Source organism: Polynucleobacter sp. es-GGE-1 (assembly GCF_018882005.1).
Classification (GTDB): Bacteria; Pseudomonadota; Gammaproteobacteria; order Burkholderiales; family Burkholderiaceae; genus Polynucleobacter.
The window spans coordinates 89,488-106,320 of the sequence record NZ_JACVPE010000004.1; the positions used below are offsets into that span (position 1 = coordinate 89,488).

Here is a 16,833-nt window from a genome sequence, read left to right on the forward strand (position 1 = left end):
CCTTATTTTGTAAGCACTTACAGGCTCTATCTAAAAAATGAGGTTGCCCCCATTTTTTAGATTGTTTTATCGACTACTTAGAGTTGTTTGCAAAATCACGCAGTTTTTTATCTGCATTCACCATCTTCATGAATTCATCAGTGATGTATTCATTTGCTGGCGGTACAGTTTGGATGGCGCCGGTTGATTGCATAAAGGCGGCAATAGAATTAAACCAGCCGTCTACTTGTGATGGACCCTTAGAGCTATCCATAATCTTCAACTCAGTTGCCAAGTCATAGTTAGGACGGGTATCAAACTCTTTCTTCATTGAAGCTTCAGAAATTGTGACGCCGCCCTGCTCATAGAACTTTTTCATCATTGCAATTGCTTGTGGCTTATTAGCATTCATCCACTTCCAAGCACGTAAATACACAGCTAAGAACTTAGCCACATTTTGTGGATTCTCTTTTGCATAATCACCGCGCACAATCAAAGCGCCAGGAACAAAAGCGCCGCCATCTTTACCGCTACAGATGACTTTAGCGCCAGCCTTCTCTTCGAGCGTATAAATATTTGGCGCCCACAAGCCGCCAAAGTCAGCGTTACCCGAAGACATGGCAGAAATAATTTCGCCCTGACCCATATTCTTAATAACAACATCAGTCTTAGCTAAACCATATTTCTTAAGGCAAGATTGAACCGCGTAATCTCCAGTGGAGTTACCAGTTAATACGATAGTTTGTCCCTTTAATGATTGGGGATTGGCTGCGAATGCCTCTGCAGCTTTACCAGTGGCCAACAAGGCATTGCCTGCTGACTCATCATTACTCAATCCGATAGTCTTAATACCAAAGCGCACATAACCCAACACAGCAGGAACAGATCCAGTGCCACCTACATCCCATGACTTAGAGGCAGATGCCGCAATTTGTGGAACTCCGGCAGGGAAAGTACTAAATTCTGGCTTAAGGCCTAATTCACCCCACCAGTTTTTTTCTGTTGCTACAAAGAATGGAAGCGCCCAATATAAAGCAGGCTGATAGCTCACTTTAATCTCGGTTAATGCAGGCTTTGCTTGCGCGTAGACATTACTAACACTTGCTGCTGCCAGTACCGTTGCCCCCAAAATACTTGCTAATGATTTCTTAAATTGCATTTTTATCTCCTTCAGATATTACAAAAGTGAATCAATGATCAACACCCAGGTTTTGCTCGCGCAACAACTTCCAAATCTGACTACGTAACTGCACAAAAGAACTCAAATCCATGACGTCCTCAATACGAGTATGTGTATCCCAACCTTCTTTTTCACGAATGGGCTTAATCTCGATCACATCTCGAATCAGACCAGGCCTCCTGGACATCACCACGACGCGATCTGCGAGATACACCGCCTCTTCAACAGCGTGGGTGATAAATAAGACAGTTTTAGGGTTCTTGCGAGCAAGCCTTACAAGCTCTTCCTGCATCACCACTCGAGTTTGAGCATCCAAAGCGCCGAATGGCTCATCCATCAACAGCACTTCTGGTTCTAGAACGTAGGCACGCGCAATAGCTACGCGCTGCTGCATGCCACCAGACAATTGATGGGGATAGGCCTGCTCGTAACCCTCCAACCCCATAAGAGAAATCAAACGGGCGGTCTTATCTCGCTTATCAGCTGTACTCATGCTCATAGATTTAAGGCCAAACTCAATATTCTCTTGAACAGTTTTCCATGGGAATAAAGCGAATTGCTGAAAGACTACGGCACGGTCTGGTCCAGGTCCTTTTACTTCTTTACCGCCAACGAGAACACGCCCTTTGCTTGGCATTTCAAGGCCAGCGACCATGCGTAAGCAAGTGGTCTTTCCACAACCAGATGGCCCAACGATCGCAACAAACTCTTTGTCTTTAAGAGTTAGGTCAACACCGCCTACGGCCAAAAACTCTTTGCCGCCTTGTTTAAAGCTGCGCTCTACTGAATCGAAAACAATATCTGCCATAAATCAAATTTCTCTATAGTGAACAGCGAACTTTTCAGCCTGCCTTAAAAGCACATCAATCAATAAACCAATCAGACCAATTGCAATCATGCCGCTCATCACAATATCGGTCTGAATACTTGCCTGGCCTTTAACCATCATGTAACCAACGCCACTAGATGCAACAATGAGTTCAGCACCAACTAAGGATTGCCAACCTAAGCCCGCAGATATCCGCAGGCCAGCAATGATGGAAGGGATAGCCGCTGGAAATAAGACTTCTGTCATCAAGCGCAACTTACCTGCCCCAAGCATTCTGGCTGCTTCAAGGTATTTTTTATCTACATGAATTGCGCCGCGATAAGTATTAATTAAGACCGGAGGAAATGCTCCCATAAAAATCACCAATACCGGACCACCGATACCAGTTCCAAACCAGAGAGCAGCAAATGGAACCCAAGCAATTGGCGCAACAAAGCGAATACTTTCAAAAAATGGCGTGATCAGTTGATTGGCATACTTAGATAAAGCCATCAACAATCCCAATGGCACCCCAATCACCACTGCCAATAAGAATCCATATAAAAAACGCTGAAAACTCGAAGCAATATGCGCCAATAAGGTATAGCCAGAAAATGGCTCGTTTAGCAGGTGAATAAACTTCAGCAAAACTTCATGTGGCGCCGGAAGAAACTGCTTTGGAACTACACCCAGCAACGCCGAGAGATACCAAATCCCAATAAAACTCGTAATACCTAGTCCCGTCCACAATAAAAACTCACTTTGATTTAAGCGTTCTTGACGTGCCATTACGCTCTCCAAGGCATGGCATAGCGCTCAGCCTTAGCCAATATCTGGGTCATCAACCAACCAGAAATCGCTACGCTAATCATGCCCACCATAATCATTGCCGGATTAATATCTTGAGCCGCTTGATTTAGGATCGACCCCAAGCCTAAAGTTGCACCGACCAATTCCGCGGCAACTAAAGTGGTCCAGGATGCCTGAAGCGATAGGCGTAAGCCAGTAAAAATAAGTGGCAATGCCCCGGGAATTAATACTTCACGATAGTAAGCAAAACGGCTAATGCCCAACATAGCAGCGGCTTCTCGCTGCGGCACCTCTATTGATCTAACGCCTGTAAAGCTATTAATCACTGCCGGCACAAAGGCTGCTACATAAATCACCATTACCTTAGCGGAGTTACCAAGCCCCAACCAAACAATAGCCAAAGGAATCCATGCTAACGGGGGTATTGGCCTCAAGGTTAAAAATATTGGATTGACGAAAGCTTCAATTTTCTTATTGGCACCCATCAGAATCCCCAGCAGGATTCCCAATGAGGAAGAAACCAAAAATCCGGAGGTAACTAAGATCACGCTTTGTAGGACATGCTGATGAAGCTTGCCATTGCCATAGCCCTGCAATGCAATAATTTTGAAAGAATTCCAGGTTTCTGTGGGCGATGGAAATCTAGCGCTCGAAATTGTGCCTGTCCACTCTGTCAGCCCAAACCAAGCAAGCAGCAGAATCGCGCAGAACAAAAAGAAGGATAAAAGCTTGCTAAAAATTTCCAATTCCTTATAGAATGAATAAAATGTAAGCGCTTTCATTCTAACCACAATTCGTTAGCAAAATTACCCAGAACAGCTAAATTAGACTAGGACTTTCCCTTAGGCACTGATGAAAAAAAATACCGGATCAATCACTATTGATCATGTTGCAGCTGCAGCAAAAGTTTCTACGGCAACAGTGTCACGCGCTCTCAACCGACCTGAGACGGTCAGCCCTGCCCTTAAAGAAAAGATCCATGCGGTTATTAAGAAGCTTGGCTACATTCCCAACGCTGGAGCCCGCTCATTGATGCTAAAACGCTCAGGCACCATTGGCGCAATTGTTCCAACCTTAGATAATGCTATCTTTGCCCAAGGTCTATCTGAATTCCAAAGACAGCTCAATCAGTCAGGTCATCAGCTATTGGTAGCTAGCAGCAACTATGACCCCAATATCGAAGCTACACAAATCACCAATTTACTCACCAGAGGTGTAGAGGGCATAGTCCTTTTTGGCGTCAGCCAACAAAGGGAAGCGTTAAAGCTGATGAGGACACGGAATATTCCCTATATCCATGTGGGATCTTTGTCCGCCCCTCTGAATGGTTATACCTCTGGATTTGATAACGCTGAAGCCATCAAACTGGGCGTCAAACACTTGCTGGATCAAGGTCACAAGCAATTTGGGATGTTAAGTGGCATTACCGCTAATAATGATCGAGCGCAGGACCGCGTTACCGGAACACTTGCTTTGCTTGCTGAAAAAAAGATTTACCTTAAGCCTGAAATGATTGTGGAATGTCGCTATGAACTCCAAGAGGCAAGACTTGGGCTTAAGAAGTTATTGCTGAACAACCCAAAAATTACCGCTATTATTTGCGGGCAAGACGTACTCGCATTAGGCGCACTATTGGAAGCTCAAAAACAGGGCATTAAAGTTCCTAAGGATTTGTCCATTGTGGGCTTTGATGATCTCGAGATCTCTAGACATCTACTTCCAAGCCTGACAACGATTCACATAGATGCAATAGGCATGTGGGCACAAGCTGCCAATCATTTAATTTCACAAATCAATGGGGTGGATAACCTCCCCAAAAAAATTAAAGCTAACGTTAATTTAGTCATCCGAGAATCAACTGCTACAGCACCAAAACGTTAAGACTCAACTTAATCTTGGTTAATGATTTTCTTTAGCGTGGTTAATAGAATACTTTGGTATTTCAATGACCAGTGCTTCACGAGCAACAATCGCTTGGCAGGATAGGCGCGACTGCGGATTTAACCCCCAAGCACGGTCAAGCATGTCTTCCTCATTTTCATCAGGAGGATTCAAACTCTGAAATCCCTCTTTAACAATCACATGACAAGTTGTGCAAGCGCAAACCATATCGCAAGCATGCTCAATGGGGATGTCATTCTCTAGTAAGGCCTCACAAATAGAAGTTCCAGGGGCCACCTCAACAACAGCACCTTCAGGACAATACTCACTATGGGGTAGAACAACGATTTGGGTCATGATGATTTCTACTTTTTTAATTTAGATCTCAGCAACATTCTTGCCCGATAGGGCTTTTTGAATACTGGCGTTCATACGCATTTGTGCGAAGTCATCTGTTGCCTTGGCAGCGTGATCAACAGCCTTACGCACTACAGCGCTATCTGTTTCTTCACTCAAAATCTTTTGCAAAACTGCCATTTCATGATCAATTGAGGATTGCTCTTCTTTTGAGAGCAAGCTTCTGTCACTTGCTAGCGCAGTTTGTACGGCATCTAATAATCTTTGGGCATTCACCTGCTCTTCGCGCAAAGACCTTGCCAACAAATCTTCTTGGGCTGAGGCAAATCCATCTTGCAGCATGCGGGTAATTTCTGCATCGGTTAGGCCATAAGAAGGTTTAATATCTATCGACGCTTGAACGCCAGAGCCTTGCTCAGTGGCGCTCACAGACAATAGGCCATCAGCATCCACCTGAAATGTCACCCGAATGCGGGCTGCACCTGCAGCCATGGGTGGAATACCGCGCAATTCAAACTTACCTAATGATCGGCAATCCTGAGCCAGCTCCCGCTCGCCTTGCACTACTTGAATTGCCAGCGCCGTCTGACCATCTTTAAATGTCGTGAAGTCTTGCGCTCTCGCAACTGGTATTGGGGTATTTCGAGGAATGATTTTTTCTACTAAGCCACCCATGGTTTCAATACCAAGGGAGAGTGGAATGACGTCTAACAACAACCACTCATCATCTTTACTTTGATTGCCGGCTAACAAGTCAGCTTGCATTGCCGCACCGAGTGCTACCACTTGATCGGGATTCAGGTTATTTAAGGGTTGCGTACCGAATAGCTCACCTACTGCGCGCTGTACATTAGGCATACGCGTTGAGCCACCAACCATGACCACGCCTTTAATGTCTTCAGCCTTTAAGCCAGCATCCCGCAAAGCCTTTTTACAGGCGAGCAAAGTCTTGCTTACTAAATTTTGGGTGATCTCAAAAAACTGCGCCTGACTGACACCTACATTGACAACCGTGCCATCAGACAAAGTCTCATGGACTCGTGCCAAAGGATTGTGGCTGAGCAACTCTTTTGCATGCTTACACGCTTGCAAAAGAGTGCGGTGATCATGGATAGAAAGTGGCGGCAGTTTGGCCTGCTCAATCACCCAGCAATACAAGCGATGATCAAAGTCATCCCCACCTAAAGCAGAGTCTCCACCAGTGGAAAGGACTTCAAAAACACCCTTACTCATCCTCAGAATAGAAATATCAAAGGTTCCACCGCCAAGGTCATAGACGGCGTATACACCTTCGGAAGCATTATCCAAACCATAAGCAATTGCTGCAGCAGTAGGTTCATTTAATAAACGCAGCACCTCTATGCCAGCTAACTTAGCAGCGTCTTTAGTTGCTTGACGTTGCGCATCATCAAAATATGCTGGCACAGTAATTACCGCACCCACAATTTCATCGGAGACTGAGTCTTCGGCTAGCTGACGTAAGCGCGCGAGGATTTCTGCAGAAACTTCGATAGGACTCTTATCGCCCGCAACCGTTCTGAGCTTAAGCATGCCAGGTTGATCAACAAATTCATAAGGCGCACTTTCAATGTGCTCGATATCAGTAAGTCCGCGCCCCATGTAGCGCTTCACTGAAACAATTGTGTTCTTTGGATCTAGGACCACACTCTCAAGAGCCTCGAAACCAGCTTGAGTTCGCCCGTTAGGCAGGTAACGCACAACGGATGGGAGTAATTCGCGCCCTTGCGCATCCGGCAATACCTTAGGCAAAGCATCGCGCACGATAGCAACCAAAGAATTCGTAGTGCCCAAATCAATGCCGACCGCAATACGCCGTTGATGAGGCGCTAGCGACTTACCGGGTTCAGAGATTTGTAATAAGGCCATAAGAAATAGAGAGTCGTTTACGTATGGTCTAGATCAAAGCTGCAATAGCGTCATCAAGCTCAAGCGCAAACTTATCAATGAATAACAAGCCACGTAAAAGTTCTGCGGCATGCTGATAATTTTTTGCGCCATCGATGGCTTGAGTGATTTCAGCAAGAATATCTGCCTTGGATTGCTCTACTTCAGCCATCAAGGCTTCAAGAGCGGGCAAATCTTCTGCTTGTTCATCTAGAAGCTCGCGCCAATCCATTTGCTTCATCAAGAAAGCGGCTGGCATCGCAGTATTGGTTTCTAGTTTGGCATCAACACCATGAAGCTGGCACAAATACAAACCACGTTGAATAGGGTTTTTTAGTGTCTGAAGGGCGGTATTAGCAAATGTAGCCATTTGCATTGCCAGTCGCTGCTCGGTCTCACTCCCGCGAGCGTGGCGATCAGGATGAACTTCCTTCTGGATTGCTAAATAAGCCTGATCTAGAGCAGGCAAATCGATCTTGAACTGCTGATGTAAACCAAAGAAGTGGAAGTAATCGTCAGACGCGGAAGGATTCGCCACAACCACACTCATCTTTTACGTTTGGATTTTGAAACTTAAATCCCTCGTTCAAACCCTCACGTACGAAATCCAATTCAGTACCATCCAAATAAGCCAGGCTCTTTGGATCAACAAATACTTTCACGCCATTGGATTCAAACACCTGATCTTCAGTAGCAGGCTCATCGACATATTCCAGCTGATAAGCTAAGCCGGAGCAACCCGTAGTGCGAACGCCCAAACGTAGGCCGCAACCTTTACCGCGCTTCTCAAGATTGCGGTTAACGTGCTTTGCAGCTTTTTCAGTCAGGGTGATTGCCATATCTTTTTCTAATTCCGTTTATTTAGCTGGATGCTTTTCTTTGTAGTCAGCAACTGCAGCCTTAATGGCATCTTCAGCCAAGATAGAGCAGTGAATTTTCACTGGTGGTAATGCTAGCTCTTCAGCAATTAATGAGTTCTTAATCTCTAAAGCTTGATCCAAGGTCTTGCCCTTAACCCACTCGGTTACCAATGAAGATGAAGCAATCGCAGAGCCGCAGCCATAAGTCTTGAACTTGGCATCTTCGATCACGCCTTGATCGTTCACGCGAATCTGCAGCTTCATCACGTCGCCGCAAGCAGGCGCGCCAACCATACCAGTACCTACGCTATCGTCGCCCTTCTCAAAGGAGCCAACGTTACGGGGGTTTTCATAATGGTCGATGACCTTTTCACTATATGCCATGATATTTCCTCTTTAATTCTTCAATTATTTAGTGTGCTGCCCATTGAATCGTGCTCAAGTCGATTCCATCTTTATACATTTCCCACAGCGGAGATAACTCACGCAACTTGGCAATCTTTTCCTTCACCAACTTAATCGTGAAATCAACTTCCTCTTCAGTAGTAAAGCGTCCCAATGTAAAACGAATGGAGCTATGCGCCAACTCATCATTACGTCCAAGCGCGCGCAATACATAAGAAGGCTCTAGTGAAGCGGAGGTACAGGCAGAACCAGATGAGATTGCCAAATCCTTCAGCGCCATCAACATCGATTCACCTTCAACGTAGTTAAAGCTAATGTTTAAGTTATGCGGTACGCGATCATCCATATCGCCATTGACATAAACCTCTTCAATATCTTTGAGGCCTGCTAATAAGCGATCGCGCAAAGCACGAATACGCGCATTTTCTTCAACCATTTCAACACGAGCGATCCGGAATGCTTCACCCATGCCGACGATTTGATGAACGGCCAAGGTGCCTGAACGCATTCCACGCTCATGACCACCACCATGAATTTGAGCCTCAATACGAATACGAGGTTTACGACGAACAAATAAAGCGCCGATTCCCTTGGGGCCATAAGTTTTATGTGCCGAGAAACTCATGAGATCAACTTTGATTTTTTCCAAATCAATGTCAACCTTGCCAGTGGCTTGAGCAGCATCCACATGAAAAATGACGCCACGTGAACGGCATAAGTCACCAATCTTAGGAATGTCCTGAACCACACCAATTTCATTATTAACATACATTACTGAAGCCAAAATAGTTCCAGGCTTCATTGCTGTTTCCAGCTGAGCGTAGTCAATTAAACCGTTAGGCAATACATCTAAATAAGTAACTTCATAGCCTTCGCGTTCTAGTTCGCGGCAAGTATCTAAGGTTGCTTTGTGCTCTGTCTTTACAGTAATGATGTGATTACCGCGATCCTTGTAGAAGTGTGCAGCTCCCTTGAGGGCCAAATTAATACTTTCGGTAGCACCGCTAGTAAAAACAATTTCTCTTGGGTCGGCATGAACTAACTGCGCAACTTCTGAACGCGCCCACTCAACCGCCTCTTCTGCAGCCCAGCCATAAGCATGGCTACGTGAAGCAGCATTACCAAATTGCTCACGCAAATAGGGCAACATTTTGTCCACCACTCGTGGATCGATCGGCGTAGTCGATGAGTAATCCATGTATACCGGAAAGTGTTCAGGACTAAACATTGGAACCGGTTGTTGCGGCAAAGCTTGTGGTGCGTTCATGATTGACTTATAGAGTGAAGGAGCGGAATTTAACTTTGCCGCGCCAGGTTAAAAACAGAATTGACCAAAGGCACCTTAGGGGCAGCCTCTTTTTTCGCTGCTAGCGCTGATGCTGGTTTCTCAGCTTTCACGCTTTCAACTTTAATTTTCTTTTGTCGCATATCTTGGATGACAATCCCGCGCGCTTCTTGCTGTTGCACGAGATCGTGCAAGCTGACAGAGCTCAGGTACTCAACCATTTTGGAATTCAGGTTGCTCCAAAGGTCATGTGTCATACAGCGACCATGACTATCTTCTTCGCTATGACAGTTTCCTTTGCCACCACATTGCGTTGCATCCAATGGTTCATCCACGGCAACAATAATGTCAGCTACGCTGATCTCATTCGATCCGCGCGCCAGGGTGTATCCACCACCTGGTCCGCGAGTACTTTCTACGATGTTGAAACGGCGTAACTTGCCGAACAATTGCTCGAGATAAGAGAGGGAAATTTTTTGTCTTTGGCTAATTCCAGCCAAAGTTACAGGACCATGCGTTTCACGCAGGGCTAAATCGATGATTGCGGTTACTGCAAAACGGCCTTTAGTTGTAAGTCTCATATGTCACCTTGGTAATGGATTGTTATGGACAGCTCACAGTCGGGCGGGTAATACCCGACCATTCCACTCAACTTTACCATATACCCCAGCATTCTGCTCGGGAATTATCCCAAACTTTGAAGGGGCATCAGTCAAATTACCCGGGGAAGTCTCGTGACCTTGCCCCAAATGCCATTTCTTTGACCTTGGTGAGGCGATCTCGGGTGCTGGCAGCCTTTTCAAACTCCAAATTCTTGGCTTCTGAGTTCATTTGCTTCTCTAAGCGCTTGATTTCGCCAGCCAGGTCCTTTTCGCTCATATCTTCATAGTGAGCCCGCTCCTGCTCCACCTGCATCTCCTGACGCTTCTCTTTGACGTCGTAGACGCCATCAATAATGTCCTTGATACGCTTTTGAACCCCTTTAGGCTCAATCCCATGAAGCTTATTGAAAGCAATTTGCTTGGTACGCCGCCTTTCAGTCTCCCCCATTGCGCGCTTCATGGAGTCGGTAATGCGATCGGCATACAAAATGGCTTTGCCGCGGACATTTCGTGCGGCTCGTCCGATGGTCTGGATCAAGCTACGTTCCGAACGCAAGAAACCTTCTTTATCTGCATCCAAGATGGCCACTAGCGACACCTCGGGGATATCTAAACCTTCACGCAACAAGTTAATACCTACCAAGACATCGAAGACGCCCAAGCGCAAGTCACGCAAAATTTCAACGCGCTCAACAGTATCGATATCCGAATGCACATAGCGAACTTTCACGCCATTGTCAGATAGGTAATCTGTTAACTGCTCAGCCATGCGTTTGGTAAGTACAGTAACTAAAACTCGCTCATGCACTTTGACGCGCTCATGAATTTGATCGAGCAAATCATCAACTTGAGTACTGGCTGGCAATACTTCAATTTCTGGATCAACCAAACCTGTAGGTCTTGCCACTTGCTCAACCACTTGACCTTGATGCATCTTTTCATAATCAGCAGGTGTCGCTGAAACAAAAATAGTTTGACGCATTTTGGTTTCGAACTCTGTAAATTTCAGAGGGCGATTGTCCATCGCTGAGGGCAAACGGAAACCAAATTCAACCAAAGTATGTTTGCGCGATTTATCGCCGTTGTACATCGCGTTTAACTGGCCAATCAAGACGTGACTTTCATCCAAGAACATCAAAGCATCATTGGGCAAGTAATCCACCAGCGTAGGCGGCGCATCGCCAGGAGCCGCTCCTGAGAGGTGGCGAGAGTAGTTCTCAATACCCTTGCAGAAGCCCAATTCATTGAGCATCTCTAAGTCAAAACGAGTGCGCTGTTCTAGACGCTGCGCCTCTACCAACTTACCATCTTTTACAAACTCATCGAGACGAGTTCGCAACTCTGTCTTAATAGTTTCAATCGCTTTGAGAACGGTTTCGCGAGGTGTCACATAATGCGAACTTGGGTAGACGGTAAAGCGAGGAATCTTTTGGCGAATTTTTCCAGTCAGTGGATCAAAGAATTGCAAACTCTCGACTACGTCATCAAACAACTCTACGCGGACTGCTAATTCATTATGTTCGGCTGGGAAAATATCAATCGTGTCACCGCGCACACGAAACACACCGCGTTTGAAATCAGTTTCATTACGGTCATACTGCATGGCAATCAGTCGCATCAAAATATCACGCTGACTCATCTTGTCACCAGGGCGTAGTGTCATCACCATGCTGTGATAGTCACCAGGGTTACCGATACCGTAAATGGCAGATACCGTAGCGACGATGATGACATCGCGTCTCTCTAGCAAACTCTTGGTTGCTGACAAACGCATCTGTTCAATGTGTTCGTTAATAGAGGAGTCTTTCTCAATAAAGAGGTCCCGCTGAGGCACATAAGCCTCAGGCTGGTAGTAGTCGTAGTAACTGACGAAGTACTCCACCGCATTTTTAGGAAAAAACTCCCTAAATTCACTGTAAAGCTGGGCAGCCAGCGTCTTATTGGGGGCAAAAATGATGGCTGGACGCCCTGTTCTGGCGATGACATTGGCCATCGTAAAAGTCTTTCCTGACCCCGTTACCCCCAAAAGCGTCTGGAAGGTTAAACCATCCTCTACCCCCTCCACTAAGCCATCAATCGCTGCTGGCTGGTCGCCAGCGGGCGCAAAAGGCTGATATAGCTGGTAAGGGGAGTCTGGGAAGGTGACAAACTTCGCAGGATCAAGGTTGTGGCCTACCTCACCCAAGGGATCAGCCATGGGGGTTTTGGGCGCTTCTTTTACTTCGGGTTTTGATCCAATTTTGGACGACTTAGGGGGCATCTCGGCTATCATTTCATCTGTGAGATATCTTCACAGCGAATTTTGTACAAACAATGATTTTGCCGTTTTTATTTAGAAATAGTTGGTTCTGACTTCAAAAACAGACAATTAATAGCAAAACTATCCTTAAACCACCATATCCGACCCCAAATGACCCTGTTTGCCTCAGTTCAATTAGCCCCTAAAGATCCTATTTTTGGCCTCACAGAAGCCTACGTTGCGGATCAACGTCCCGACAAAGTGAACCTCGGTGTTGGTGTGTACTACACAGATGAAGGCAAAGTGCCTCTCTTAAAAGCAGTGATCAAGGCGGAAGAGGCGATTGTGGCAAAACATTCACCACGAAGCTATATTCCAATCGAGGGTCCAAACCCCTATAACAGCGCAGTACAAAATTTATTATTTGGCGCAGACTCTGCTCTGATTAAAGACGGTCGCGTAGTGACTGCTGAATGTTTAGGGGGTACCGGTGCATTACGTGTTGGCGCTGACTTTATTAAGCGTCTCAATTTAAACGCACCTTGCGCAATCAGCAATCCAACATGGGAAAACCATCGCGGTATTTTTGAATCCGCTGGCTTTGAAGTGCTGGAGTACACCTACTTTGATGGCACAACCCGTGGTGTTGATTTTGACGGCATGGTCAAATCCTTAGAGTCATTCCCAAAACACACGACTGTGCTCTTGCATGCATGCTGTCATAACCCAACTGGTGCAGATATTACTGAGGCGCAATGGCGTCAAGTGATCGAGATTTGTAAGCACAAAGGTTTGATTCCATTCTTGGATATGGCTTACCAAGGCTTTGCATCTGGGATTGAACAAGACGGCATTGCGGTTCGCCTTTTCGCTGAATCTGGTATGTCCTTCTTTGTGTCCAGCTCTTTCTCTAAATCATTCTCACTTTACGGTGAGCGTGTCGGCGCCCTGTCGATCGTGACCCAAAACAAAGATGAATCTACTCGTGTGCTTTCACAATTAAAGCGCGTGATTCGTACTAACTATTCCAATCCACCAACACACGGTGCTGCAATCGCAGCAGCGGTGCTGAACTCTCCTGAGTTACGCAAGCTCTGGGAAGATGAATTAGCGGAAATGCGTGATCGCATTAAAGCCATGCGTCATGGTTTGGTTGAAAAATTGGCTGCTGCTGGTGTGAAGCAAGATTTTGCTTTTATTGAAAAGCAGCGTGGTATGTTTTCTTACTCAGGCTTAACTGCTGAGCAAGTTGATCGCTTACAGAAAGAAGATGGCATTTATGCCCTCTCTACTGGACGCATTTGTGTGGCGGCGCTCAATACAAAAAATATTGATAAAGTAGCCAAAGCAATCGCCCGCGTATTGGCTCAAAAAGCATAATAAGCGGCTATATAGAATTACAGGGGGTACCATGCTTTATCAGTTACACGAATTCCAAAAAGCCTTACTTCAACCCATGAGTTCATGGGCACGCGCTGCTTCTGAGGCTTTGATTAATGCCTCCAATCCAGCTTCAAAGGTTCCAGGATCAGAGCGTTTAGCTGCCAGCTACGAACTTCTCTATCGCCTCGGCAAAGACTACAAGAAACCAGAATTTGATATTCGTTCAGTCATAGCGCATGGTCATGAAGTAGCCGTCCATGAAATCACCAAGATTTCTAAGCCATTCTGTAATTTGATTCGCTTTAAGCGCTTCTCTGATGATGTCGATACCATCATCAAACTAAAAGAAGATCCTTCAGTACTGGTAGTGGCTCCAATGTCTGGACATCACGCCACACTATTGCGTGACACTGTACGAACCCTCTTGCAAGACCACAAGGTTTACATTACCGACTGGATTGATGCTCGCAATGTCCCAGTGAGTGAAGGTGAATTTAGTCTCGATGACTATGTTCATTACATTCAAGAATTTATTCGCTCTATTGGCGCCGAAGATTTACATGTGATCTCAGTATGTCAACCCACCGTGCCAACCTTAGGTGCTATTTCATTGATGGCATCTGCTGGTGAAACAACTCCTGCTTCGATGATCATGATGGGTGGCCCCATTGATGCTCGTAAATCACCTACTGCCGTAAATAACTTGGCAGAACAAAAATCTTTTGATTGGTTTGAAAGTCATGTGATTTACAAAGTACCACCAACCTATCCGGGTGCTGGTCGCCGCGTTTACCCAGGCTTCTTACAGCACACTGGCTTTATGGCCATGAACCCACAAAATCACCTCCAATCGCACTGGGACTACTTCCAGAATCTGGTGAAGGGTGATGAGCAGGATGCTGCATCCCATATTCGCTTCTATGACGAATACAACGCAGTATTGGATTTGGATGCGAAGTTCTACTTAGACACAATCAAAACTGTATTCCAAGACTACGCATTGCCAAACGGTACTTGGAAGGTTGCGGGAGAACTGGTTAAGCCGCAGGATATTCAGAAAACGGCCCTGCTTACAGTTGAGGGTGAGTTAGATGATATTTCTGGAAGTGGGCAGACTCGTTCTGCGCATGGTTTGTGTGCTGGCATCCCGAAAGAACATAAAGATCACTATGAAGTCGCTGGTGCTGGTCACTACGGTATTTTTGCCGGTCGTCGTTGGCGCAATAAGGTTTATCCAAAAATCAAAAACTTTATTCGTGAGCACCAAGTGGTGAATAAAAAAACTAAGGCAAGACCCCCTGCACTAGAGGGTTCTGACTAAGTCAACATCAGTGAGGGTCTACACCCTCACTTTTTAAACTTTCTAGGCAATGAAAACAAAACCGGCGAACGAGCTCACGGATCGCCTAGAGGATCTCCTTCCTCAAACCCAATGTACAAAATGTGGCTATCCAGATTGCAGAGGGTATGCAGAAGCTTTAGCTAGCGGAGAAGCGCTGCCCAATCGCTGCCCACCAGGTGGTGTTGAAGGCATTAAAAGACTCAGCCAAGTTCTGACACCCATTTACCCTCAAGATGCTTTTGATCTTAATGACACAATTGATCCAGAGTGCGGCAAAGAACGTCCTAGACCGATTGCATTGATTGATCCGCAAAAATGTATTGGTTGCACACTCTGTATTCAGGCCTGTCCAGTTGATGCCATTGTGGGCGCATCTAAGCAAATGCACGTGGTGCTCACTGAGTGGTGTACTGGTTGTGATCTCTGCATTCCACCGTGCCCCGTTGATTGCATCAGTATGGTTGATATCACTGAGACAACAGGTTGGAATGCTTGGACTCCAGAATTAGCTGAGCTCTCACGCAAGCGCTATCACGACCGTGAACATAGACTTGATCGTGAGCAAATAGAGAATGATGAACGTTTAGCCAAAAAAGCGGCAGCTAAATTAGTAGCGGTTAATGCAGAACAGCCTATCACCGCGGAAGAGGAAAAAGAGCAAGAGCGCAAACGCGCCATCATTGCGGCAGCGATTGCCAGGGCACAGCATCAGAAATGATGAATCCTGATAAGCGGCGTGCTTTCTTTGAACAGCTCAAAGCCAATAACCCCAAACCAACCACCGAATTAGAGTACAGCTCTCCTTTTGAACTGTTGATTGCAGTGCTCTTATCAGCTCAAGCAACCGACGTATCGGTAAACAAGGGAACCAAGCAGTTGTTTAAAGTTGCCAATACGCCCCAAGCCCTTTTAGATCTTGGTGAAGAAGGCGTTCGTCCTTACATCCAACACATTGGCCTATTCAATGCCAAAGGCAGACATATTCAAGAGACTTGCCAACTATTGATTGAAAAGCATGGTGGTCAAGTTCCACAAAATCGGGAAGATCTTGAAGCACTTCCAGGGGTTGGCAGAAAAACAGCGAATGTCATTCTGAATACTGCTTTTGGTCAACCGACCATTGCGGTTGACACCCATATCTTTCGCGTATCTAATCGCACCGGTCTTGCGCCTGGCAAAGATGTCGTCAAAGTCGAAGAGCAATTACTCAAAAGAGTGCCCAAGGAGTATCTACTAGACGCACATCATTGGCTTATTCTGCATGGCAGATACACTTGTAAAGCACGCAATCCTGAGTGTGCACAATGCATCGTTGAGCCACTCTGTGGCTTTAAACAAAAAACTGGCAAAGGAAAAGTTCGTGGCGATATTTAATCCAACTCGCGAAGAAGTGCGCCGCTTTTTCTGTGATACCTGGAAAAAGAAAACTGAGAATCGCATACTGGATCCAATGGAGACACTTGCAAGCAACTGGATGGAGCAACATCCTGAATACCACGCACTATTAACTGATCCTGAATCTGCCTTAGAGCAAGATTACACACCAGAGCGGGGTGAAACCAATCCCTTCTTGCATCTATCTATGCATTTATCTATTAGCGAACAGATCTCCATTAATCAACCACCTGGCATTAAAGCGATCGCTGAAAAACTCAGTAAGAAATTAGGCTCTGAACACGAAGCTCAACACTTGATGATGGAATGCTTGGGTCAAGTTATGTGGGAAGCACAGCGAGAAGGTAAAGCACTAAACCCCGAGAACTATCTCGAGGCCCTGAATAGGCTAATTTAGGTATT

Annotated in this window: 18 protein-coding genes; 6 read left to right on the plus strand and 12 right to left on the minus strand. The window is 45.8% G+C overall.

Annotated features, from left to right (window positions below; genetic code table 11):
• Nucleotides 1-73 precede the first annotated feature (73 nt).
• The 4 genes from ICN35_RS03650 to ICN35_RS03665 are packed head-to-tail and all read right to left on the minus strand — an operon-like array spanning nucleotide 74 to nucleotide 3,523.
• The gene (locus tag ICN35_RS03650; RefSeq protein WP_216124387.1) at nucleotides 74-1,138 is read right to left on the minus strand and encodes an ABC transporter substrate-binding protein; all 1,065 of its coding nucleotides are present in this window, start codon (nucleotides 1,136-1,138) and stop codon (nucleotides 74-76) included.
• A gap of 31 nt (nucleotides 1,139-1,169) precedes the next feature.
• Entirely contained in the window at nucleotides 1,170-1,967 is a 798-nt protein-coding gene (locus ICN35_RS03655) for an ABC transporter ATP-binding protein (protein ID WP_216124388.1), read from the minus strand.
• 3 nt (nucleotides 1,968-1,970) lie between these two features.
• Entirely contained in the window at nucleotides 1,971-2,756 is a 786-nt protein-coding gene (locus tag ICN35_RS03660) for an ABC transporter permease (RefSeq protein WP_215321644.1), read from the minus strand.
• Nucleotides 2,756-3,523, minus strand: a complete 768-nt coding sequence (locus ICN35_RS03665) for an ABC transporter permease (protein ID WP_255535695.1) — start codon at nucleotides 3,521-3,523, stop codon at nucleotides 2,756-2,758. Before ICN35_RS03665 ends, ICN35_RS03660 begins: the two co-directional genes overlap by 1 nt.
• A gap of 106 nt (nucleotides 3,524-3,629) precedes the next feature.
• Here ICN35_RS03665 and ICN35_RS03670 point away from each other — a divergent pair, with 106 nt between their 5' ends.
• Nucleotides 3,630-4,658 (plus strand): LacI family DNA-binding transcriptional regulator, encoded by a 1,029-nt coding sequence (locus tag ICN35_RS03670; protein ID WP_216124390.1) that lies wholly within the window; start codon nucleotides 3,630-3,632, stop codon nucleotides 4,656-4,658.
• 18 nt (nucleotides 4,659-4,676) lie between these two features.
• Here the strand turns inward: ICN35_RS03670 and fdx are convergent, their stop codons facing one another.
• From fdx to uvrB, 8 genes are all read right to left on the minus strand, one after another.
• The gene (fdx, locus tag ICN35_RS03675) at nucleotides 4,677-5,015 is read right to left on the minus strand and encodes an ISC system 2Fe-2S type ferredoxin (RefSeq protein WP_216124391.1); all 339 of its coding nucleotides are present in this window, start codon (nucleotides 5,013-5,015) and stop codon (nucleotides 4,677-4,679) included.
• A 21-nt stretch (nucleotides 5,016-5,036) separates the two neighbouring features.
• Nucleotides 5,037-6,902: a Fe-S protein assembly chaperone HscA gene (hscA, locus tag ICN35_RS03680; RefSeq protein ID WP_216124393.1), complete on the minus strand. Its 1,866-nt coding sequence runs from the start codon at nucleotides 6,900-6,902 to the stop codon at nucleotides 5,037-5,039.
• A gap of 28 nt (nucleotides 6,903-6,930) precedes the next feature.
• Nucleotides 6,931-7,458, minus strand: a complete 528-nt coding sequence (gene hscB / locus ICN35_RS03685) for a Fe-S protein assembly co-chaperone HscB (RefSeq protein WP_370625655.1) — start codon at nucleotides 7,456-7,458, stop codon at nucleotides 6,931-6,933.
• Nucleotides 7,436-7,759, minus strand: coding sequence for an iron-sulfur cluster assembly protein IscA (iscA, locus tag ICN35_RS03690; protein ID WP_215296476.1), 324 nt, complete (start codon nucleotides 7,757-7,759; stop codon nucleotides 7,436-7,438). Before iscA ends, hscB begins: the two co-directional genes overlap by 23 nt.
• Nucleotides 7,760-7,777: 18 nt before the next feature.
• Complete coding sequence (gene iscU, locus ICN35_RS03695; protein WP_068322308.1) at nucleotides 7,778-8,164, minus strand: Fe-S cluster assembly scaffold IscU; 387 nt, start codon at nucleotides 8,162-8,164, stop codon at nucleotides 7,778-7,780.
• 28 nt (nucleotides 8,165-8,192) lie between these two features.
• Nucleotides 8,193-9,452 carry an IscS subfamily cysteine desulfurase gene (locus tag ICN35_RS03700; protein WP_216124396.1) on the minus strand — a complete coding sequence of 420 codons (1,260 nt, stop codon included), beginning with the start codon at nucleotides 9,450-9,452 and terminating at the stop codon, nucleotides 8,193-8,195.
• 29 nt (nucleotides 9,453-9,481) lie between these two features.
• Nucleotides 9,482-10,051, minus strand: coding sequence for a Fe-S cluster assembly transcription factor (locus ICN35_RS03705; protein ID WP_216124398.1), 570 nt, complete (start codon nucleotides 10,049-10,051; stop codon nucleotides 9,482-9,484).
• A gap of 136 nt (nucleotides 10,052-10,187) precedes the next feature.
• Entirely contained in the window at nucleotides 10,188-12,269 is a 2,082-nt protein-coding gene (uvrB, locus tag ICN35_RS03710; protein WP_255535698.1) for an excinuclease ABC subunit UvrB, read from the minus strand.
• Between the two features lie 213 nt (nucleotides 12,270-12,482).
• Between uvrB and ICN35_RS03715 the strand changes: the two genes are divergently transcribed.
• The 5 genes from ICN35_RS03715 to ICN35_RS03735 are packed head-to-tail and all read left to right on the plus strand — an operon-like array spanning nucleotide 12,483 to nucleotide 16,828.
• Complete coding sequence (locus ICN35_RS03715; protein WP_216124400.1) at nucleotides 12,483-13,691, plus strand: amino acid aminotransferase; 1,209 nt, start codon at nucleotides 12,483-12,485, stop codon at nucleotides 13,689-13,691.
• 31 nt (nucleotides 13,692-13,722) lie between these two features.
• Nucleotides 13,723-15,015, plus strand: coding sequence for a polyhydroxyalkanoate depolymerase (locus ICN35_RS03720; RefSeq protein WP_216124402.1), 1,293 nt, complete (start codon nucleotides 13,723-13,725; stop codon nucleotides 15,013-15,015).
• Nucleotides 15,016-15,064: 49 nt separating this feature from the next.
• Complete coding sequence (gene rsxB / locus ICN35_RS03725; protein ID WP_216124403.1) at nucleotides 15,065-15,754, plus strand: electron transport complex subunit RsxB; 690 nt, start codon at nucleotides 15,065-15,067, stop codon at nucleotides 15,752-15,754.
• The gene (gene nth / locus ICN35_RS03730; RefSeq protein WP_216124529.1) at nucleotides 15,754-16,410 is read left to right on the plus strand and encodes an endonuclease III; all 657 of its coding nucleotides are present in this window, start codon (nucleotides 15,754-15,756) and stop codon (nucleotides 16,408-16,410) included. Before rsxB ends, nth begins: the two co-directional genes overlap by 1 nt.
• Entirely contained in the window at nucleotides 16,403-16,828 is a 426-nt protein-coding gene (locus tag ICN35_RS03735; RefSeq protein ID WP_216124531.1) for a DUF1841 family protein, read from the plus strand. Before nth ends, ICN35_RS03735 begins: the two co-directional genes overlap by 8 nt.
• Nucleotides 16,829-16,833 lie beyond the last annotated feature (5 nt).